At 72.4% G+C, this 20,617-nt stretch carries 16 protein-coding genes, 1 tRNA gene and 1 riboswitch; of the genes, 8 read left to right on the top strand and 9 right to left on the bottom strand.

Features of this window, described 5'->3' with window-relative positions:
• Positions 1-119: 119 nt before the first annotated feature.
• The 6 genes from ACPC54_RS23110 to ACPC54_RS23085 form a co-directional block, all read right to left on the bottom strand.
• Positions 120-884, bottom strand: coding sequence for an ABC transporter ATP-binding protein (locus ACPC54_RS23110; protein WP_498967573.1), 765 nt, complete (start codon positions 882-884; stop codon positions 120-122).
• 37 nt (positions 885-921) lie between these two features.
• Entirely contained in the window at positions 922-1,863 is a 942-nt protein-coding gene (locus ACPC54_RS23105) for an ABC transporter permease (protein WP_498967275.1), read from the bottom strand.
• Positions 1,864-2,011: 148 nt separating this feature from the next.
• Complete coding sequence (locus ACPC54_RS23100; RefSeq protein ID WP_498967273.1) at positions 2,012-2,914, bottom strand: glycosyltransferase family 2 protein; 903 nt, start codon at positions 2,912-2,914, stop codon at positions 2,012-2,014.
• Between the two features lie 17 nt (positions 2,915-2,931).
• Complete coding sequence (locus tag ACPC54_RS23095) at positions 2,932-3,669, bottom strand: CDP-alcohol phosphatidyltransferase family protein (RefSeq protein WP_498967571.1); 738 nt, start codon at positions 3,667-3,669, stop codon at positions 2,932-2,934.
• A 91-nt stretch (positions 3,670-3,760) separates the two neighbouring features.
• A complete protein-coding gene (locus ACPC54_RS23090) occupies positions 3,761-4,822 on the bottom strand; it encodes an iron-containing alcohol dehydrogenase family protein (protein ID WP_498967271.1) in 1,062 nt (353 codons plus the stop codon).
• A complete protein-coding gene (locus ACPC54_RS23085) occupies positions 4,810-5,565 on the bottom strand; it encodes a phosphocholine cytidylyltransferase family protein (RefSeq protein WP_498967270.1) in 756 nt (251 codons plus the stop codon). Before ACPC54_RS23085 ends, ACPC54_RS23090 begins: the two co-directional genes overlap by 13 nt.
• A 489-nt stretch (positions 5,566-6,054) precedes the next feature.
• Between ACPC54_RS23085 and idi the strand changes: the two genes are divergently transcribed.
• On the top strand, positions 6,055-6,675 hold the full coding sequence (gene idi / locus ACPC54_RS23080) for an isopentenyl-diphosphate Delta-isomerase (RefSeq protein WP_498967569.1): 621 nt from the start codon (positions 6,055-6,057) through the stop codon (positions 6,673-6,675).
• A gap of 56 nt (positions 6,676-6,731) precedes the next feature.
• On the opposite strand, the gene ACPC54_RS23075 is transcribed toward idi, so the two are convergent.
• On the bottom strand, positions 6,732-7,223 hold the full coding sequence (locus ACPC54_RS23075) for an ATP-binding protein (RefSeq protein ID WP_045699591.1): 492 nt from the start codon (positions 7,221-7,223) through the stop codon (positions 6,732-6,734).
• A gap of 396 nt (positions 7,224-7,619) precedes the next feature.
• Between ACPC54_RS23075 and ACPC54_RS23070 the strand changes: the two genes are divergently transcribed.
• Positions 7,620-7,707 (top strand) — tRNA-Leu (locus ACPC54_RS23070).
• A 294-nt stretch (positions 7,708-8,001) separates the two neighbouring features.
• Positions 8,002-9,645, top strand: a complete 1,644-nt coding sequence (locus ACPC54_RS23065) for an APC family permease (RefSeq protein WP_498967268.1) — start codon at positions 8,002-8,004, stop codon at positions 9,643-9,645.
• Positions 9,646-9,717: 72 nt separating this feature from the next.
• Here ACPC54_RS23065 and ACPC54_RS23060 read toward each other — a convergent pair whose 3' ends face one another.
• On the bottom strand, positions 9,718-10,707 hold the full coding sequence (locus ACPC54_RS23060; RefSeq protein WP_498967266.1) for a class I SAM-dependent methyltransferase: 990 nt from the start codon (positions 10,705-10,707) through the stop codon (positions 9,718-9,720).
• A 674-nt stretch (positions 10,708-11,381) separates the two neighbouring features.
• Between ACPC54_RS23060 and ACPC54_RS23055 the strand changes: the two genes are divergently transcribed.
• Entirely contained in the window at positions 11,382-12,821 is a 1,440-nt protein-coding gene (locus ACPC54_RS23055; protein ID WP_498967265.1) for an aldehyde dehydrogenase family protein, read from the top strand.
• A gap of 72 nt (positions 12,822-12,893) precedes the next feature.
• Here the strand turns inward: ACPC54_RS23055 and ACPC54_RS23050 are convergent, their stop codons facing one another.
• Positions 12,894-14,384, bottom strand: coding sequence for a glycine hydroxymethyltransferase (locus ACPC54_RS23050; protein WP_498967264.1), 1,491 nt, complete (start codon positions 14,382-14,384; stop codon positions 12,894-12,896).
• Between the two features lie 21 nt (positions 14,385-14,405).
• Positions 14,406-14,503: riboswitch (ZMP/ZTP riboswitch) on the bottom strand.
• Between the two features lie 325 nt (positions 14,504-14,828).
• Here ACPC54_RS23050 and ACPC54_RS23045 point away from each other — a divergent pair.
• The 4 genes from ACPC54_RS23045 to ACPC54_RS23030 all read left to right on the top strand — a co-directional run bounded on the left by ACPC54_RS23045 (position 14,829) and on the right by ACPC54_RS23030 (position 20,521).
• Positions 14,829-15,803: an ABC transporter permease gene (locus ACPC54_RS23045; RefSeq protein ID WP_498967262.1), complete on the top strand. Its 975-nt coding sequence runs from the start codon at positions 14,829-14,831 to the stop codon at positions 15,801-15,803.
• Between the two features lie 121 nt (positions 15,804-15,924).
• Positions 15,925-17,679 (top strand): ABC transporter substrate-binding protein, encoded by a 1,755-nt coding sequence (locus ACPC54_RS23040; RefSeq protein WP_498967260.1) that lies wholly within the window; start codon positions 15,925-15,927, stop codon positions 17,677-17,679.
• Positions 17,680-17,796: 117 nt separating this feature from the next.
• Positions 17,797-18,789, top strand: a complete 993-nt coding sequence (locus ACPC54_RS23035; RefSeq protein WP_498967258.1) for an ABC transporter permease — start codon at positions 17,797-17,799, stop codon at positions 18,787-18,789.
• A gap of 85 nt (positions 18,790-18,874) precedes the next feature.
• Entirely contained in the window at positions 18,875-20,521 is a 1,647-nt protein-coding gene (locus ACPC54_RS23030; RefSeq protein ID WP_498967256.1) for a dipeptide ABC transporter ATP-binding protein, read from the top strand.
• Positions 20,522-20,617: the final 96 nt, after the last annotated feature.

Here is a 20,617-nt window from a genome sequence, read left to right as displayed (position 1 = left end):
CCCGCCCGCGCGCGGGGGCGCTCACCCCGCCGGCGGCGGGCCACCCGGGGCACGCACGGGCGCACACGGAAGGGCCGACCCCGGAGGATTCCGGTGCCGGCCCCTCGCGTGACCTGCGGTTACGGGCGCTCGCCGCGCTCGTAGCGGCCGACGACCTCGTCGGTCGGGCCGTCCATGACCAGCTCGCCGGCCTCGATCCAGATGGTCCGCTCGCAGACCTCGCGGATCGAGTTGTTGTCGTGGCTGACCAGGAAGACGGTACCGGCGGAGCCGCGCAGCTCCTCGATCCGCTTCTTGCTGCGCTGCTGGAAGGCCTGGTCGCCGGTGGCCAGCGCCTCGTCGATCAGCAGCACGTCGTGGGTCTTGGCGGCGGCGATGGAGAAGCGCAGCCGGGCGCCCATGCCGGAGGAGTAGGTGCGCATCGGCAGGGAGATGAAGTCGCCCTTGTCGTTGATGCCGGAGAAGTCGACGATCTCCTGGTAGCGCGCCCGCACCTGGGCCGGGGACATCCCCATCGCCAGGCAGCCCAGGACGACGTTGCGCTCGCCGCTGAGCTCGTTCATCAGGGCCGCGTTGACGCCCAGCAGCGAGGGCTGGCCGTTGGTGTAGATGCCGCCCTTCTCGGTCGGCAGCAGGCCCGCGATGGCGGCCAGCATGGTCGACTTGCCGGAGCCGTTGGAGCCGATCAGGCCGACCGCCTCGCCCTTGTACGCGGTGAAGCTGATGCCCTTGACGGCGTGCACCTCGCGCACGCCGGAAGCGCGCTTGCGGCTGATGATGCGGCTCAGCGCCGAGGTGGCGCTGCCCTTGCCGGAGCCGGCGCCGTGCACCCGGTAGACGATGTGCACGTCGTCGACGACGACGGTGGGCTCGCGGGCCACCATCGTGCCCGCCACGGCGTCCTGCTTGCTCAGGTCGGTGTCAGCCACGGCCGTACTCCTCCTCGGCCTTCCAGAAGAAGACGTATCCGATGACGAAGATCCCGACCGCCCAGGCGATGCCGTACGTCCACTGGTGCGGCGGCAGCGACTGGTGCGCGGGCTGGTGCTTGTTGTAGATGATCGGCGCGAAGGCGTGCCGCAGCAGGTCCATGTAGACCGAGGCCGGGTTGATGTTGCAGATCACCTGGATGTAGTGCGGCCACTTGTGGACCCGGTCCTGGATGCTGAACATCACGCCGGACAGGAACATCCAGGCCCGCATCACGAACGGGATCAGCTGGGAGATGTCACTGGTCTTGGCGCCGATCCGGGCCATGATCAGCGAGATGCCGGTGTTGAACAGCGTCTGCAGGATCAGCGCCGGGACGATCAGCAGCCAGGTCTTGCCCGGGGTGATGCCGGCGGCCAGCACGGTGACGACCAGCACGACCGTCGAGATCAGCAGCTGCTGGAGCTGGATCACGGTGAAGGCGATCGGCAGGCTGGCGCGCGGGAAGTGCAGGGCGCGGATCAGGCCGAGGTTGTCGGAGATCGCCCGGGTGCCGGACTGCACCGCGTTCTGGGTGAACTGGAAGATGAAGACGCCGATGCACAGCCACGCGATGTAGGTGTTCGGCGGGAAGCCGTCCTTGTTCTCCAGGATGACGCCGAAGACCAGGTAGAACACGCCGCAGTTGAGCAGCGGGGTGACGACCTGCCACAGCTGGCCGAGCTTGGCGTCGGTGTACTGGGCCACCAGGCGGGCGGTGGCGAAGGCCCAGATGAAGTGGCGCCGGGCCCAGAGCTGCTTGGTGTAGGCGAACAGGCCCGGCCGGGCGCCGCTCACCGCCAGGCCGTACTTGGCCGCGAGCTGCTTGGGGGTCAGGCCCGCGTCCGCCCCCCGGGGGGCTGAGAGGCTGACGGGTTCACTCACTGTCGACACATTCGTCCTTCACGCGGGATCGGTCGGGGCGGGCCGGTCGGCGGGGGTCCGCCGGCCGTGCGCCGAGGGAGATCCACTGGGATCACGGGGGAGTCAGGCCGGCGGATGACCGCCGGCCGTGGCGAACGATCATTCGATCACAGACGGATCAGATGATCGGAGGACGTCCCAGCCTGGTCAGTCGCCAAACGGTACGCCATCGCATCGGCCGACGCGGACCGCAGGGTTCGCGCCAGCCCGCCCGGAATCCGCCCCACCAGGCCTTCAGCGCCTCCGGGGAGGGGCGGCGGGCCAGGGTCAGCAGAAACCAGGTTCCCAGATAGAGAGGCACCAACAGGGCCGGAAGGTTCCGTCGCGCGAGCCACACCCTGTTGCGGGCCACGTTGTGGAAGTACGTGGCGTGCCGTGCGGGCGAGGTCGTCGGGTGGTGCAGGACGACGTCCGCCCGGTAGTCGATGGCCCAGCCGGCGTCCAGCGCGCGCCAGGCGAGGTCGGTCTCCTCGTGCGCGTAGAAGAACTCGGCGGGCAGCTGCCCGGCCTCGGGGAACACCGCGCAGCGCACCGCGCTCGCGCCGCCCAGGAAGGTGGTCACCCGGGAGGAGCGCAGCGGGTCGCTGGCGCGCAGCCGGGGGACGTGCCGGCGCGCGGTGACGCCGGTGTCCGGATCGGCGATCCGGAACGAGACGATGCCCAGCTCCGGATCGGCGGTGAAGGCCTCGCGCAGCAGGCGGGCGGAGTCGGTGCGCGGCAGGTGGCCGTCGTCGTCCAGGAACAGGACGGCGTCGACGTCCTTCCCGTCGTGGCCGAACAGCTCGATGCCGACGTTGCGCCCGCCCGGGATGCCGAGGTTCTCCGGCAGCTCGACGCTGCGCACGCCCTCCGGCAGCGGGGGCAGCGGGGCGCCGTTGGCGACCACGGCCAGCTCCACGGCCGGGCCCTCCTGGGCGCGGACGGACTCGATCAGGGCGTTCAGCTCGGCGGGCCGGTTGCCCATGGTGATGATCACCGCGCCGAGGCGGAAGCCCTCGGCGGTGGTGGTGCGCTCGTTCATTCGCTCGCTCCGCTCGTTCATCGCAGCCTGCTGGAGAGGACGATGCTCAGCAGGTGCAGCACGGTCTGCAGCATGGCGATCGCCGCCAGCACCACGACCGCGATGCGGGTGAAGAACAGCCCGCCGTGCACCGCGTCGGCGATCCCGGCCGCGAGGATGAACAGCGAGGCCTCGACCGCGCCGACCAGGCGGTGGAACTTCAGCAGCGACGCCGCCCGGCGGGCCTTGGCCACGGTGGCCGAGCGCGGCACCGAGGCGCTGTCCTCGACGGCCGTCAGGCCGCTGCGGGCCCGGGCCACGTCCACCAGGTCCGTCTCGGACTTGATCAGGATGGCTCCGAGCGCGGCCAGCGTGCCGAGGAAGGCCCACTCCCAGTGCGCGCCGGCGCCCTCGCGGTGCAGCAGGTCGGTGGCGCGCAGGCCGAGGCCGGTCAGCAGCGCCGCCTCGGACATGTAGTGGCCGACCCGGTCCAGGTAGACGCCGGTGAGCGAGGTCTGCCGGCGCCAGCGGGCGACCTCGCCGTCCACGCAGTCCAGCAGCAGGTAGACCTGGATCAGCACCGCGCCCAGGACGGCTCCGGCGAGGCCGGGCAGCACCAGCGCGGCGCCGGCCAGGACGCCGGTGAGCATCATCAGGTAGGTCAGGCCGTTGGGCGTGATCGCCGTCATGGTGGAGAGCACGCGGGTGATCCGCAGCGAGATCCTCCGCATGTAGAGGCGCCCGGCCCAGTGCTCGGCGCTGCGGCGCTGGAGCATGCCCTCCGGGTGGATCACCGCGCGCAGCTCCTCGATCGAGGGGCGGCGGGTCAGGTCGACCGGGGGCGGTGCGGCGCCCGCGGTGGAGGGGTCAGCTGTTGACGGCTTGGACATAGTCGGCGTACGCGTCCCTGATCGCGGAAGGGGAGAGGTCGAGGTGTTCGAGGATGGTGAAGCGCCCCGGCCGGGTGTTCGGAGCGTAGTGCACCGCTTCGGTGAACTCCGCATCCGTGAAGCCGATTTGAGCTGCGGTCACCGGAAGTCCGTGGCGCGCCAGGCGTTCCACGATCAGTCCGGACAGCTCGCGCTCGCCCCGCAGGAAACTGGCGAAAGCGGCGCCGAGGCCCACCTGTTCGCCGTGCTGGGCGGAGCGCTTGGGGTGAAGCACGTCCAGGGCATGCGAGATCTCGTGGCAGGCGCCCGAGGAGGGCCGGGTGCTGCCCGCGATGTTCATCGCGATGCCGGACAGTACCAGGGCCTCGGCCAGCGCCGTCAGCAGGTCCTGATCCTGAATGTTCCCTGGGTGCCGCAGCAGGTTCTCCCCCGCCGACCGGGCCATCGCGACGGCCAGTCCGTCCACCGGCTCGCCGGTGACCGCGTGCGACAACTCCCAGTCGGCGCAGGCGGAGATGTTGGAGACCACGTCCCCGATGCCGGCCGCGACGAAGCGCTTGGGGGCCTGCCGGATGACGTCCAGGTCGACCACGATGCCGATCGGGCTGGGCACCCCGTAGGAGCCGCGGCCGGAGTCGTTGTCGAGGGTGGAGACCGGCGAGCAGATGCCGTCGTGGGCCAGGTTGGTGGCGACGGCGACCACCGGCAGGCCGACCCGGGCCGCGGCGTACTTGGCGGCGTCGATGATCTTGCCGCCGCCGAGGCCGACGACCGCGTCGTAGTGCTTGCCGCGCATCTCCTCGGCGAAGCGCACCGCGCTGTCGAGGCTGCCGTCGTCGACGTTGTACCAGTCGGCCCCGGGCAGGGCCGGCTCCAGGCGGCGGCGCATGGCCGCGCCGGAGCCGTTGCTGATCGCGACCGCGATCCGGCCCGAGGCCGACAGCCGCTGGTCGGCGAGGATACCGCCGAGTGCGTCCAGCGCGCCCGGGCGGACCTCGACGAACAGCGGCGACGGGACCAGTCGGGTCAGTACCGGCACGCGATCTCCCGCGCCTTCGCCAGGTCGTCGTGGTTGTCGACCTCGACCCAGGAGACCTCGCCGATCGGCTGGACGTCGACCCGCAGGCCGCGGTCCACCATCTCCTGGTAGCCGTCCTCGTAGTACAGCTGCGGGTCGCGCTCGTAGGTGGCGCGCAGCGCGTCGGTCAGGTCGGCGGCGGCGGCCGGGTTGATCACGGTGACGCCGATGTACTCGCCGGTCGCCTCGCTCGGGTCCATCAGCTTGGTGATGCGGCGCATGCCGGTGGCCGGGTCGACGACGACCTTCATCTCCTCGTCGGCGAGGCTCTTCACCGTGTCGAGGGCGAGCAGGATGCCGGGGGCGGTGCCGGCCTCGGTGAGGCGCTGGTTGCCCTCCAGCATGGTGCGCTGGACGGAGGCCGGGTGGACGGTGTCGCCGTTGGCCAGCAGCAGGCCCTCGGTGAACAGCTCGCGGGCGCACCAGAGCGAGTAGGCGTTGTTCCACTCCTCGGCCTTGTCGTTCTCGACCAGGTGGAGCTTGACGCCGTACTTGCTCTCCAGGGCGTCCTTGCGGTCGTACACCGCCTCCTTGCGGTAGCCGACGACGATCGCGGCCTCGCGCAGTCCGACCTCGGCGAAGTTGCCGAGGGTGAGGTCCAGGACGGTCCGCTCCCCGTCGACCGGCACCAGCGCCTTGGGCAGGGTGTCGGTGTACGGGCGCAGCCGGCGGCCGGCGCCGGCTGCCAGAACGAGGCCGATCATGCGGGGTCTCCTGATCCGTCGTGCTGTGCACAGGGGGTGTGCCGGGGGGCACCGGCGCCGCCGGGCCGAACCGGGCGGCGGCGCGCCGGTAGCGGCGCGGATCCGGGCACCGTGCTGTAAGTGATGGTAGGCGACCGGGGCGACCAGCCCGAACGCGGCCGGGGGCTGTGCGGTGACGGGCGGGCGACGGATCGTACGCTCGAACGTGGTTCGAACGCCGATCGCGCGGGTATCCGATTGCGGTCCCTCTTTCGAGGGGCCCCCGGTGCCCCGCCCGGCCAGGACCGGACCCCCGAGGGTCATGATCCATCGGATTGTGCGTGTGGCCGGTGCCGACCGCCACCCGTACGGCAGACTGACCCCGGCGTCGGCGCCGGTGCGCCCGCCGCGTCCGGCACGTCTGCCGCACCCCTCGCGGTCCACCGGGCGCACCCCCATGCTCGTGCTCCCCCTGGTTCCGCTCCCGAAAGAGGCACCATGCCCCAGAGTCTGCCGACCGACCCGACGCAGTTCACCGCCGAGATCGACACCGGCCTCGACGTGGAGACGGACGTGGCCGTCGCCGCGACCGGCCCCGAGATCCTGCTGGAGCTGGTCGACGACGAGGGCGTCACCATCGGGACCGGCGAGAAGCTCTGGGCGCACCAGCAGCCCGGCCGGCTGCACCGCGCGTTCTCGGTGTTCCTCTTCGACCGCCAGGGCCGGCTGCTGCTCCAGCGCCGCGCCCTCGGCAAGTACCACTCCCCCGGCGTCTGGTCGAACACCTGCTGCGGGCACCCGTACCCGGACGAGCAGCCGTTCGTGGCCGCCGCCCGCCGCACCGCCGAGGAGCTGGGCGTCGCGCCGGCGCTGCTCTGCGAGGCCGGCACCGTCCGCTACGACCTGCCAGACGAGGCCTCCGGGCTGATCGAGCGGGAGTGGAACCACCTGTTCGTGGGCCTGGTCACCGCGCCGGTGCAGCCGGACCCGGAGGAGGTCGACGACTTCGCCTTCGTCACCGCGCAGGAGCTGCGGGAGCTGCGCGCCGAGCGCCCGTTCTCGGTCTGGTTCGAGACGGTCTTCGAGGCCGCGCTGCCGGGCATCCGGGAGATCGCCGGGCGGGACTGGTAGCCGGGGCGGGCCCGCGGCGCCGGTCGCTCCCGGTGGCCGGCCCCGGCCGGTGCCGGTCAGTCCGCCGGCTCCGGGGGGACGGGCAGCGAGGCCCAGACGACCTTGCCGCCCTCCCCGGTCCGCTCCACGTCGCACACCCCGCCCGCCTGCAGGGTCACGCTCTTGACCAGCAGCAGGCCGCGGCCGCCGGTGCGGCCGGCGTCGCTCTCCTGGGCCTTCGGCCGGTACGGGTCGCCGTCCTCGACCGACACCCGCACCCAGCCCCGGCGCACGGACAGCTCGGTGGTCACCTCGGGGGACAGCTCGGCGGCGTGCGTGACGGCGTTGCCGACCAGCTCCGAGACGATCAGCAGCAGGTCGTCCACCAGCTCCTGGTAGCGCACCCCGGCCATGCCCTGGGCGAGCAGGCGGTCCCGGACCGCGTGCCGGGTGAGCGGCACCGAGGCCTCGGCGGCGGGCACCGGGAAGCGCCAGACCCCCTCGACCGGCCCGTCCGGGGCCGCGCGCGGCCCGCCGCGTCTCGGCTCGGCCTTCGCCGCCCCGCTGATCTGCTCCACGTGCCGCCGCCCTTCGTCCGCGACCCGGCGCGGTCCGGGAACGACCGGAACCACCGGAACCGTCCGGGAACCCGTTGTTCCACCCCGGGCCCCTCGGTCCACAGAGGCTAGGAGAGCCGCCCCGGCGGCCGGGGCACCGGCGACAACTTGCCCGTGTCGGACCGCTTCCGACCGGAACCGACCGCAGCGGGCACCGGAGTCGACCGCTTCCTTCGCATCGGGGCCCAGTTCGGCCCGGTTTCGAGCGTCCTCACGAGCCGTCCCAGCCACCCCGGCCACCCCGCCCCTCCCCACCGGTGCAAACGCGGTGAGAACCACGCCCGAATGCTGGTAGTGTTCTCTCTGTCGCCGAGGGGGCGAGAGAAAAACCCCCGAAGCACACACCCCGTCCGGGTGGCGGAATGGCAGACGCGCTAGCTTGAGGTGCTAGTGCCCTTTATCGGGCGTGGGGGTTCAAGTCCCCCCTCGGACACCAGAGAAATTCCCCGTGGATTCCCCAGGAATCCGCGGGGAATTTTCTTTTCCCGGCCCGGCCGACTGCGGCCGGCCCCGTCCGACCCGTTGCCCGACTCCCCGATCTGGCCTCCGACCTGCGCATCCGCGTCCGGAAGCCGGACACGAGATGGCAACGATCGGACGGTTTGAGCTTCCTCTGAGGTCTTCGCCCCATTTCGCCCCATAGGCTGCTCTCCGTTTGCCCCAAATGGCAGTGCAAAACCGCAAAAACCACGACTCCATCCGGTGGACCGCGAGCGAGAGGACCGATACGTTGAGTGAGCCCGAAGCGTCGACGGCATCACACCAGAACTACCGCCGGTCACTCGGCACGATCAGCCTCACCGCGGTCGGCCTCGGGTCGATCATCGGCTCGGGCTGGCTCTTCGGCGCCGAGCGGGCCGCCAGACTGGCCGGCCCCGCGTCGATCCTCGCCTGGGTGATCGGGGCCGCGGTGGCGCTCACCATCGCCCTCACCTACAGCGAGCTCGGCTCGATGTTCCCCAAGGCCGGCGGCATGGTCCGCTACGGCCAGTACTCGCACGGCTCGCTCGCCGGCTACCTCGCCGCCTGGGCCAACTGGATCGCCATCGTCTCGGTCATCCCGGGCGAGGCCACCGCCTCCGTGCAGTACATGAGCTCCTGGGACTTCGGCTGGGCGAAGGCCCTGTACGACGGCCAGGAACTGAGCGTCACCGGCGTCGCGCTCGCCAGCGTGCTGCTCCTGGTGTACTTCGCGCTGAACTGGTTCGCGATCACGATGTTCGCCAAGACCAACACGGCGATCACCGTCTTCAAGGTCGTCGTCCCCGCGCTGACCGCCGGCGCCCTGCTCTTCGCGCACTTCGACACCGCCCACTTCACCGACCACGGCGGCTTCGCGCCGAACGGCTGGAGCGCCGTCTTCACCGCCGTCGCGACCTCCGGCATCGTCTGGGCCTTCAACGGCTTCCAGTCGCCGCTCAACCTCGCCGGTGAGGCCCGCAACCCCGGCAAGTCGCTGCCGAAGGCCGTCATCAGCTCGATCCTGATCGCCCTGGTCATCTACATCGCGCTCCAGGTCGCCTTCCTCGGCGCCGTGCCGACCGAAGGCCTGGCGAACGGCTGGAGCGGCCTCGGCTACACCTCGCCGCTGGCCGACCTCGCGATGGCCTGGGGCCTGAACTGGCTCGCCATGCTGCTGTACGCGGACGCCTTCGTCTCGCCGTCCGGCACCGGCATGATCTACGCCGCCACCACCTCGCGCATGATCCACGGCGTGCAGGAGAACGGACACCTGCCGAAGGTCTTCGGCAAGGTCGACGCCAAGACCGGCATCCCGCGCCCGGCGCTGGTGCTCAACCTGATCGTCGCCTTCCTGTTCCTCGCCGTCTTCCGCGGCTGGGGCTCGCTCGCCGAGATCGTCTCGGTGGCCACCGTGATCTCGTACATCACCGGCCCGGTCGCCGTGATGGCGCTGCGCCGCCTCGCCCCCGAGCTGAAGCGGCCGGTCCGGCTGCGGGCCATGCCGGTGATCGCCCCGATCGCCATGGTGTTCGGCTCGCTGGTCCTGTACTGGGCCAAGTGGCCGCTCACCGGCAAGGTCATCCTGCTGATGGCCGCCGGCCTGCCGATCTGGGCCTTCTACGAGCTGCGCAAGCCGTGGGCCGAGCTCAAGCCACACCTGAAGGCGGGCGCCTGGATGATCGCCTACCTGTTCGTGATGGCCGGGATCTCCTGGGCCGGCAGCACCGACTACGGCGGCCGCGGCGACCTGCCGGAGGGCTGGGACCTGCTGATCGTGGCCGCGATCGCGCTGGCCTTCTACTACTGGGGCGTCGCGAGCGCCTGGGCCAACCCCTCGCTGGCCGCCGTCCGGCAGGAGATGGCCGAGGCGGAGCAGCCGGCAGAGGAGCCGGTCGAGGCCGCGCGGGTCTGAGGCCCGCAGGCACGTACGGCGAAGGGCCGGTCGGAACATCCGACCGGCCCTTCGCCGTACGTGCGGGGCGGCTCAGCCGCGGCGGGCGCGGCGGATCGCGGAGGTGACCACCGGCGGGAGCAGGTCGCGGGCGGCGCGCTTGGCGACGTTCACCGGGCGGCGGCGCTCGGCGGCCCGGGCCCGGCGCTCGGCCAGGTCGCGGGCGGCCTCGTCCTGGGCCTCGCGCAGCGCCCGGCGGGCTTCCTCGGCCTCGCGGCGGGCCTCCTGGGCGGCCAGCCGGTCGTTGTGCCGGGACGGGCGGAACGGCTCGATGCCCTCCGAGCTGCCGACCATCCGCAGGAACCGCAGGCCGTTGATGGTCTCGATGCCGAGCTCGCAGCCGGCCGCGAGGCCGACCCGGTCGAGCAGGTCGCGCTGGAACGGCTCCGGGTCGCCCCAGGTGCCGTAGAACTTGGACTCGGTGAGCAGGATCGGCTTCAGCCCGTGGTTGAACACCGCCTCCCAGGTCGCCGCGGCGACGCCGGGGGTGTGCTGCGAGCGGAAGTCGTCCATCACCACGACGCCCTGCTCCTGCAGCGCGACCCGGGCCACCTGGATGTCGCCCACCACGTGCTCGTACAGGTGCGAGGCGTCGATGTGGATGAACCGGAAGGAACGGGGCGCGAGGCGGCCGTCCGCCAGGACGCTCGTCGGCGCCTGGATGATCTCCGGCAGCTCGTCGTGGAAGGACAGGTAGTTCGCCTCGAACGCCGCGCGGGTCAGCGTCTTGCGGTACGACATGTCCATCTCGGCCGCGTTCTCGTCGTCGGGAGCGTCCGAGTCGAAGAGGTCACAGACGGTGAACGTCTCACCGGGCTGCAGGTGCTCGCCGATCACGATCGCGCTGCGGCCCAGGTAGGCACCCATCTCCATCAGGTCACCCGTCACGCCGGCCTTCTCCTGGCGCGCCAGGAACCACTCGAAGGAATGCCGGTCGTGGTCCCAGAACCAACCCGGGACATCGTTCAAATCAGCCGGTTCGGCGGGCTTGTGCGCTTCGCCCTGCAACGCGGCGTCAACCACGGGGTGCTCCTTTGAACGGTACGTACTACAAGCGAGTTGAGCGAACCTCAGCCGTGGGGCACGCCTCGCCCGGCCCAGAAGAGTGCTGGTCGTCGACCGTGTACGTCGTATCAGACCACTGACAGCGATGGTCCCCCCGTGCTGCGTTCGACGCAATCTACTCCGGTAGACCCCCTTCTGGGGAGGGCATTCGGCCGGCAATTTCCACGGTCCGCGCACCTCGGGGGCGGACATGTACACGGCCGCCGGGCGGCCGGTCTCCACCGTGGTCCACCGACCGCGCCGAGTCACCGCTCCACCGGGACGGCCTTCGCCGGGCCTTCCCCTCGCACCGCGGTGGGGGGCGTGCCCCGGGACGGAGGGGGCGGAATCGGGAAAGGCGAGCACCGCAGTGGCGGACAGGCACCGGGTTGGTCGTCAGAACTCCTTCACCGTAGGGGAGTCGGCCGCGCGACCGGTCGCTCGGCGGGGCGGGGGCGGGCCGTTCGACGCGTACACCGCGCGGTTCACGCCCGGGTGAACGGCGGTGGGTGACCGGCAGTCGGCGACGCCTCGCAGGTGACGGGCCGTCGACGCACGCCCCAGCGGGCGGAATCGGCTCTTGCGCGCGGGTGCCCCGGCCGCCTTGACTACCACCGTCACGCGCAGCAGGTGATCGGACGAGAGGACAATCGGTGCAGCAGCACGCGGAGTACGGCGACCGGTACGGCGACCAGTACATCGACGGCGACTGGCGGCCCTCGGGGGACGCCGGGTCGATCACCGTGCTGAACCCGGCGACCGAGCGGGCCATCGCCACCGTCCCGGCCGGCGGGGCCACCGACGTCGACGCCGCGGTCGCCGCGGCCCGCCGGGCGGCCCGGGCCTGGGGCGCCACCACCGCCGACCAGCGCCTGGCACCGCTGACCCGGCTGCGGGACGGCCTCGCCGCCGCGCAGGAGGAGATCACCGCGACGGTGGTGGCCGAGCTCGGCGCCCCGGTCGGCTTCGCCGCGGCCGTGCACGCCGGACTGCCGCTGACGGTGGCGAACTCCTACCTGACGCTGCTCGCCGAGCACCCCTTCGAGGAGCGGATCGGCAACTCGGTGGTACTCGCCGAGCCGGCCGGGGTGGTGGCCGCGATCACGCCGTGGAACTACCCGCTGCACCAGATCACGGCCAAGGTCCTCCCGGCGCTGGCGGCCGGCTGCACGGTGGTGCTCAAGCCGGCCGAGGACACCCCGCTGACGGCCCGGCTGTTCGCCCGGCTGGTGCACGAAGCCGGTTTCCCGGCCGGGGTGTTCAACCTGGTGACCGGCACCGGCGCGGTGGCGGGGGCGGCGCTGGCCGCGCACCCCGGGGTGGACGCGGTGTCGTTCACCGGCTCCACGGCGGTCGGCCGGCAGATCGCCGAGACGGCCGGGCGCGGGCTGAAGCGGGTCTGTCTGGAACTCGGCGGCAAGTCCGCCAACGTGGTGCTGCCCGGCGCGGACCTGGTCCGCGCGGTGAACGTCAACATCGCCAACGTCTTCGCCAACTCCGGCCAGACCTGCAGCGCCTGGACCCGGCTGCTGGTGCACGAGGACCAGTACGAGGAGGCCGTCGCGCTCGCCGCCAAGGCCGCCGCCAAGTACCGGCCGGGCGACCCGACCGACCCGCAGACCCGGGTCGGGCCGCTGGTCAACGCCAAGCAGCTGGCCCGGGTGCGCCGCTACCTCGACGACGCGCTCGCCGCGGGCGCCCGGCTGGTCGTCGGCGGCGCCGAACCGATCGCCGAACTCCCCACCGGCCACTACGTCCGGCCGACCGTGCTCGCCGACGTCGCGTCGGACGCCGCGGCCGCCCAGGAGGAGATCTTCGGCCCCGTCCTGGTCGTCCTCCCCTACCGCGACGAGGACCACGCCGCCGACCTCGCCAACGGCACCGAGTACGGCCTGGCCGGCGGCGTCTGGGCCGCCGACACCGAGACCGCCGCCGCCTTCGCCCGCCGCCTCGACACCGGCCAGGTCGACCTCAACGGCGGCCGTTTCAACCCGCTCGCCCCGTTCGGCGGCTACAAGAGCTCCGGCCTCGGCCGGGAGATGGGCCGCCACGGGCTGGAGGAGTTCCTCCAGTACAAGTCGCTGCAGTACTAGCCGAGTCGCCCCGCCGGGCCGGCGTCCTGCGGCCCGGCGGGAGGCGGCGTCGGACGGCCCGGCGGGAGGCGGTCAGGCCAGGTCGACGCCCGGGTAGAGCGGGAAGGGCGCGAGGAGGTCCGCGGCCCGCTTGGCGACGCCGTCGCGGACGGTGTCGTCGAGGGCGTAGCCGGCCTTGGAGGGGGCGCCCAGGGCGGTGGTGGTCGGTGTGGCGGCGCGCAGGACGGTGTCGATCAGGGCGGCGATCTCGTCCATCTCGTCGGTGCCGAGGCCGCGGGTGGTGAGCGCCGGGGTGCCGAGCCGGACGCCGGAGGTGTACCAGGCGCCGTTCGGGTCGAGCGGGACGGAGTTGCGGTTGGTGACGATGCCCGCGTCGAGCAGCGCCGCCTCGGCCTGGCGGCCGGTCAGGCCGTGGCCGGAGACGTCGGCGAGGACCAGGTGGTTGTCGGTGCCGCCGGTGACCAGGGTGGTGCCGCGGCGCAGCAGGCCCTCGGCGAGCGCCCGGGCGTTGTCGACGACGGCGTGCGCGTAGGCCCGGAACTCGGGGCGGCGGGCCTCGGCGAGGGCGACGGCCTTGGCGGCCATCACGTGCGAGAGCGGGCCGCCGAGCACCAGCGGGCAGCCGCGGTCGACGTGCTCGGCGAGCTCGGCGGTGCTGAGCACCATGCCGCCGCGCGGGCCGCGCAGGGACTTGTGGGTGGTGGTGGTGACGATGTGGGCGTGCGGCACCGGGTCGTGGTCGCCGGTCAGCACCTTGCCCGCCACCAGGCCGGCGAAGTGCGCCATGTCGACCATGAGGGTCGCGCCGACCTCGTCCGCGATCTCGCGCATCGTGGCGAAGTTCACCAGCCGCGGGTACGCCGAGTAGCCGGCCACGATGATCAGCGGGCGGAACTCGCGGGCGCTCTCGCGCAGCGCGGCGTAGTCGATCAGGCCGGTGGCCGGGTCGGTGCCGTAGCTGCGCTGCTCGAACATCTTGCCGGAGATGTTGGGGCGGAAGCCGTGGGTGAGGTGGCCGCCGGTGTCCAGGGACATGCCGAGCATCCGCTGGTTGCCGAGCTCCTGGCGCAGCCGCGCCCAGTCCTGCTCGGTGAGGTCGTTGACGCCCCGGACCCCGGCCCGGGCCAGGGCGGGGCTCTCGACGCGCTGGGAGAGGACGGCCCAGAAGGCGGTGAGGTTGGCGTCGATGCCGGAGTGCGGCTGGACGTAGGCGTGTTCGGCGCCGAACAGCTCGCGGGCGTGCTCGGCGGCGATCGTCTCGACGGTGTCCACGTTGCGGCAGCCGGCGTAGAAGCGGCGGCCGGCGGTGCCCTCGGCGTACTTGTCGCTGAGCCAGTTGCCCATCGCGAGCAGGACGGCCGGGGAGGCGTAGTTCTCGCTGGCGATCAGCTTGAGCGAGGCGCGCTGGTCGTCGATCTCGCGGCCGATGGCGGCGGCGATCCGCGGCTCGACCTCGGCGACGACGTCGACGGCGCTGCGGAAGGCGGTGTTCGCGGTGGGGGTGGCGGCGGTGTGCGGGGCCTGCTCGGTGCGCGGGGGCTGCGGGTGCCGGTCCTGGGCCATGGCGGTCTCCTGACGGGGATTGCGGGCGGCCCAGGCGCTCGGCAACTTCGGCGTGAGGATTCACGGGGCCGCTTCCCGATGGTCGATTCCATCCGTGCGCGCCAGTCGCGGCCCACCGGGATCGTAGCAATACCGGGCGCCGGCGGAGGGACTGTGGCGGAGGTCTCAGAATGCGGGACGGCCCGCCCGGATTGAGGCTTATGTCCGTTCCGGTGCGACGGCAGTGTTGCGGCGAAATGAAGCCGTCACCATTCCGGAAACAATGCCGAAGGAAAACGGAAGGAATGGCTTCGGACCGCATTCCGGGGATTTGCCGAACATCCGACGCATCCGATCTGATGTGGCCCGCACGGCCCGCCGGGAAACCCCCGCAAGGCCGCCTCACATGCCCATCGACGCACCCACACCCACGGGGCGGCGGAGAATTCGGGGAGTACGCCTGTCATGGCCGTGGTCGACACCGTCCCGGCGCCGGTCCGCCGGCGCCCCGCCGCGCCGGGCCCGCTGCGCCGCCTGCTGCACGACCGGGTGGGCGCCGCCGCACTCGCCGTCGTCCTGCTGTTCCTGCTGCTCGCCCTCACGGCGCCACTGGTCGCCGCGCTGTACGGGAAGAACCCGGTCGAGCACTACGGCCAGAACCTGCCGGGCCTGCTCAGCGACGGCGGGCTGCCGATGGCGCCCAACGGCGGGATCTCCGGCGAGTTCTGGTTCGGACTGGAGCCCGGGCTCGGCCGGGACGTGCTGACCCAGCTGCTGTACGGCATCCGCACCTCACTGCTGATCGCCCTCGCGGCCGCCGCCGTCACCACCGCGCTCGGCGTGCTGGCCGGCGTCGCGGTCGGCTACCTCGGCGGGATCGCGGACCGCGCGTTCGGATTCCTGGCGAACGTGCTGCTCGCCTTCCCCACCCTGCTCCTGCTGCTGGCACTCAGCCCGGTCGTCCAGTCCCGGCTGGTCGATCCGGGCGCCGCCGAGCCCGAGTGGATGCAGTTCCTGGTGCTGATCCTGGTGTTCTCCGCATTCGGCTGGATTCCGCTCGCACTTTCCCTGCGCGCCACCGTGCGATCGCTCCGGGAAAGGGATTTCGTGCAGTCCGCCCGGGCCCAGGGAGCGAGCCGGTTCCACATCGTCGTCCACGAACTGCTGCCGAACGTCCGCTCGCAGCTGCTGGTGCACGCCACCATGGCGGTGCCGACCTTCGTCGCCTCCGAGGCCGCGCTGTCCTTCCTCGGCGTCGGCGTCACCGAGCCCGTACCGGACTGGGGCCGGATGATCGCCCGCGGCTCGGAGGTCTTCCAGGCCGACCCCACCTACATGGTCTTCCCCGGCGTGGCCCTGCTCGCCTTCGTCCTCGCCTTCAACCTGCTCGGCGACGCCGTCCGCGACGCGCTCGATCCGCGGACCGGCGGCGGGCGCTGAGACCCGCCCTCACTCGCCCCACCCGTCACCCCTGACTTCCCTGTCACCCCCGATGTCCCCGTCACCCCCGTCACCCAGTTCGCTCCGGTGCGATCCGCCCGGGGCCGAGGAGAGATTCGCCATGCGCTGGACCAGAGCGTCGCTCGCCGTCATCGCCACCACCCTGCTGGCCACCTCCTGCTCGGCCGGCGCCGGCAGCACCGGCTCCGCGCCCGCCGGCGCCTCCGCCAAGGAGACCTCGCCGCTGACCGCCGCGCTCGGCACCGAGAAGGAGAGCGCCGGACCGGCCCCCGCCGTCCCCGGCGCCCGCCCCGGCGGCACGGTCAACGTCTACAACAGCGTGGAGTTCCGCCACCTCGACCCGCAGAAGGTGTACGCCGGCGCCGCCTACAACGCCTCACTGCTCTGGGGCCGCCAGCTCACCCAGTACCAGGTCGTCGACGGCAGGGCCAAGCTGGTCGGCGACCTCGCCACCGACACCGGCACCCCGGCGGACGGCGGACGCACCTGGACGTACCGGCTCAAGGAGGGCGTCGCCTGGGAGGACGGCAAGCCGATCACCTCCCAGGACGTCAAGTACGGCATCGAGCGCACCTTCGGCAAGGGCTACGAGGTCGGCCCGCCGTACTGGCCGCAGTGGCTCACCGGCGAGGCCTCCTACGAGGCCGCCCGCGCCAAGTACGCGGGCCCGCAGGCCGGCGACCTCGCCGCGATCGAGACGCCGGACGAGCGCACCGTCGTCTTCCACTTCCCGCAGCCGCAGGCCGACGTGCCGTACATGGCCGCGCAGTCCTCCTCCTCGCCGGTGCGCCGCGACAAGGACACCGGGACGGACTACGACCGGCTGCCGTTCGCCACCGGCCCCTACCGGATCGTCGAGCACGTCCAGAACACCCGCATGGTGCTGGAGCGCAACCCCGGCTGGAAGGCCGACACCGACCCGATCCGCAACCAGTACCCCGACCGCTTCGTCTTCACCTACGGCAAGGAGACGCTCAACATCAACCAGGAGGTCCTCGCCGGGCGCGACGGCGGCGCCGACGCCACCACCGCCTCCGACACCCTCTCCCCCGAGCTGTACCAGACCGCCGACACCGACCCCAAGGCCCGCGACCTCGTCGTCACCGGCCGCCAGGGCGCCTTCGTCACCCAGCTCGTCGTCAACAACGAGCGGGTGCCCGACGTCGAGGTCCGCAAGGCCCTGCACCTGGCCTACCCCCGCCAGCAGGCCCGCCAGGTCCAGGGCGGCTCCCGGACCGGCGAACTCGCCACCACCCTCAGCTCGCCCGCCCTCATCGACTGGCAGAAGTACGACCTGTACCCGGCCAAGCCGGAGGGCGACCCGGAGGCCGCCAAGGCCGAACTCGCCAAGGCCAAGCAGGCACCCGCCAGCCTGACGTACGGGTACAAGAACACGCCGAACGGGCAGCGCGTCGCCCAGGTGCTCGTCGACGGCTTCGCCAAGGCCGGGATCACCGTCGTGCCCAAGCCGATCGACCCCAAGGCCTACCTCGACGAGGTGCACCGCGCCGACTCGCCGTACGACCTGTTCGAGGAGACCTCGTCCGTCGACTGGCCGACGCCCTCCACCCTGATCCCGTTCTCCTTCGACGGCCGGGCCGGCGGCGACCTCAACTCGGCCCGCTACCGCAACCCGGCGGTCGACCGGGAGATCGACCGGATCAACCAGATCGGCGAACCGCGCGCCAAGGCCAAGGAGTTGTACGCGCTGGAGCAGACCGTGATGAAGGACGTGCCGGTGCTGCCGTTCGCCTACCCGACCGTCAACCAGCTGCACGGCGCCAACGTCGGCGGGGCGTTCGTCCACCCCATCTACGGGACGGTCGGGCTGAGCTGGCTGTACCTGAAGTCCTGAGGCAGGGCGGGCCGGTGGGCGGCCGGCGCTGCGAGCCGTCCGCCCACCGCCCGCGGGATCCTCCGGGATCGTCCGAGCCCGTCAGACGTCGTCCGAGGCTGTCCGAGGTACCGAGAAATGCTCACCTTCGCCCTGCGGCGCGCCCTCCAGGCGCTCGCCGTCCTGGCCGCGGTCTCCGCCGCCGCCTTCGCCCTCTTCTACGCCGCGCCCGCCGACCCGGCCCGCGCCGCCTGCGGCCCGCGCTGCGACAGCGGGCAGATCGCCGCGGTGCGCCAGAGCATGGGGCTCGACCAGCCGCTGCTCGCCCAGTACGCCGACTACCTCGGCGGGATCGTCGCCGGGCGGGACGTCGGCGACGTGGACGGCTCCGTCATCCACTGCGCCGCCCCCTGCCTCGGCTACTCCTACCGGCTGCACCAGCCCGTCACCGAGGCGCTGACCGACCACCTGCCCGTCACCCTGTCGCTGACCGCCGGCGCGCTCGCGGTGCTGCTGGTGCTCGGCCCCGGCACCGGATTCGTCTCCGCGCTGCGGCACGGCCGCCGCACCGACCGGCTGCTGTCCGGCTTCACCCTGGTCGGCGCCAGCGTGCAGATCTACTTCCTCGGCTACGTCGCCCAGTGGGGACTGGTCTACTCCACCGGGCTGCTGCCGCTGCCCGGCTACACCCCGCCGGCCGACGACCCGGCCGCCTGGGCCGGCGGGATGCTGCTCCCCTGGCTCGTCCTCGGCTTCGTCAACTCGGCGGTGTTCGCCCGCCTCTCGCGCTCCCAGCTGCTGGAGACGATGAGCGAGGAGTACGTCCGGACGGCACGCGGCAAGGGCCTCGGACGGCTGCGCGCCCACCTCAAGTACACGGCGCGCGGCGCCGCCGGACCGCTCGTCCAGCTGCTCGGGCTGGAGGCCGGGGCGCTGCTCGGCGGGGCGGTGATCACCGAGACGGTGTTCGGGCTGAACGGGGTCGGGCGGTTCGCCGCCGAGGCCGTCGAGGGGCAGGACCTGCCGGCCGTGGTCGGCGCGGTGCTGCTGGCCGCCTGCTTCGTGGTGCTGTTCGTCGCGCTGGCGGACCTGGCGGTGGCCTGGCTCGATCCGCGCGTCCGGTTGGGCTGAGGGGAGTTGTCCGATGGTGAAGTCTGTTGATCTCGATCTTGATCGCGCTGGTGCTCGCGCTCGTGATTCGGTGGAGGCCGGGCCCGTGCTGAGCGTGCGGGACCTGACGGTCACCTTCGCCGCCCCGCGCGGCGGCGAGCCCGTGACGGCGGTGAGCGGGCTGTCCTTCGACCTCGCGCCGGGTGAAGTCCTCGGCCTGGTCGGCGAGTCGGGCTCGGGGAAGTCGACGGTCGGACTGGCGGTGCTCGGCCTGCACGACCCGCGCACCACCACCGTCACCGGCTCGATCCGGCTGGGCGGGCAGGAGTTGGTGGGCGCCGAGGAATCGGTGCTGCGCCGGGTGCGGGGCGGCCGGGCGGCGCTGGTCTTCCAGGACGCCCTCACCTCGCTCAGCCCGTTCCACGGCGTCGGCGCCCAACTCGCCGAGATGTACCGGCTGCACCACCCGGACACCGGGCGCGCCGAGGCCCGCCGGCGGGCGGTCGCGATGCTGGACCGCGTCGGCATCCCGGCCGCCCGGGCCGGCGACCACCCGCACCGGTTCTCGGGCGGTATGCGCCAACGGGTGATGATCGCGATGGCGCTGATGAACGACCCGCAGCTGCTGATCGCCGACGAGCCGACCACCGCCCTGGACGCCCGCGTCCAGCGCCAGGTCCTGGACCTGCTGGGCGAGTTGCAGCGCGAGCACGGGACGGCGGTACTGCTGGTCAGCCACGACCTGGGCGTGGTCGCGGGCACCACCGACCGCACACTGGTGCTGCGCGGCGGCCGCGAGGTCGAATCCGCGCCGACCGCCGAACTGCTGGCCGCGCCGCGCGAGCCGTACACCCGGGCACTGGTGGGCGCGGCGCTGGGGCTGGACTCCGTACCGGGCACCGCCCTGGCGACGGTCGACGATCCGTCCCCCTCGCGGGTCTTCCGGCCGAGGGCGGCCGGGCGGCCGTCGCCGCAACGCCGGCTGGTGGAGGTCGACGACCTCGCCGTGCACTTCCCCGGGCGGCGACGCCTCCCGACGCTGCGGGCCGAGCCGGTGCGGGCCGTCGACGGGGTGAGCCTGCGGATCGCCCCCGGCGAGACGGTCGGGCTGGTCGGCGAATCCGGCTCCGGCAAGTCCACCACCGCACGGGTCCTCGCCGGACTGCAACACCCCAGCGGCGGGACGGTGTTGTACGACGGCCAGGACGCCACCCGGCCCGACCGGGAGCTACGGCGACGACTCAGCCGCGAAGTCCAGCTGGTCTTCCAGGACCCGTACGCCTCGCTCAACCCGCGCCGCACCGTCGCCCGGACGCTGGACACCCCGCTGCGCCTGCACACCCCGCTCGGCGCGGCGCAGCGGCGCGAGCGCGCGGCCGAACTGCTGGAACAGGTCGGGCTGTCCGCCGACCACCTGGACCGTTACCCGCACGAGTTCTCCGGCGGCCAGCGCCAACGCATCGGCATCGCCCGGGCGTTGGCGCCGCAGCCGCGCCTGATCATCGCGGACGAGCCGGTGTCGGCGCTCGACGTGTCCGCGCAGGCACAGGTGCTCAACCTGCTGATGGAACTGCGCGAACGCCTCGACGTGGCCTTTCTGTTCGTCTCGCACGACCTGGCCGTGGTACGGCACTTCTGCGACCGGGTGGCGGTCATGCACCGGGGGCGGCTCGTCGAGTCGACGGACCGGGACCGGCTGTTCGCCGCGCCGCACACCGAGTACACCCGGGAACTGCTGGCGGCGGCGCACTAGCTGTATTGACCCGCAGGGTTGTTCACGCGGCTGATCGGCGGCTTGCCTCCGAGTGCGGTGTGGCAGCGATGGTAGTTGTACTGGTGCAGGAAGGTG

It is taken from the genome of Kitasatospora sp. NPDC094028, from assembly GCF_049543595.1.
GTDB lineage: Bacteria > Actinomycetota > Actinomycetes > Streptomycetales > Streptomycetaceae > Kitasatospora.
Note: the sequence above shows the minus strand (reverse complement) of the source record. Positions and strands in the feature narration are given on the sequence as shown.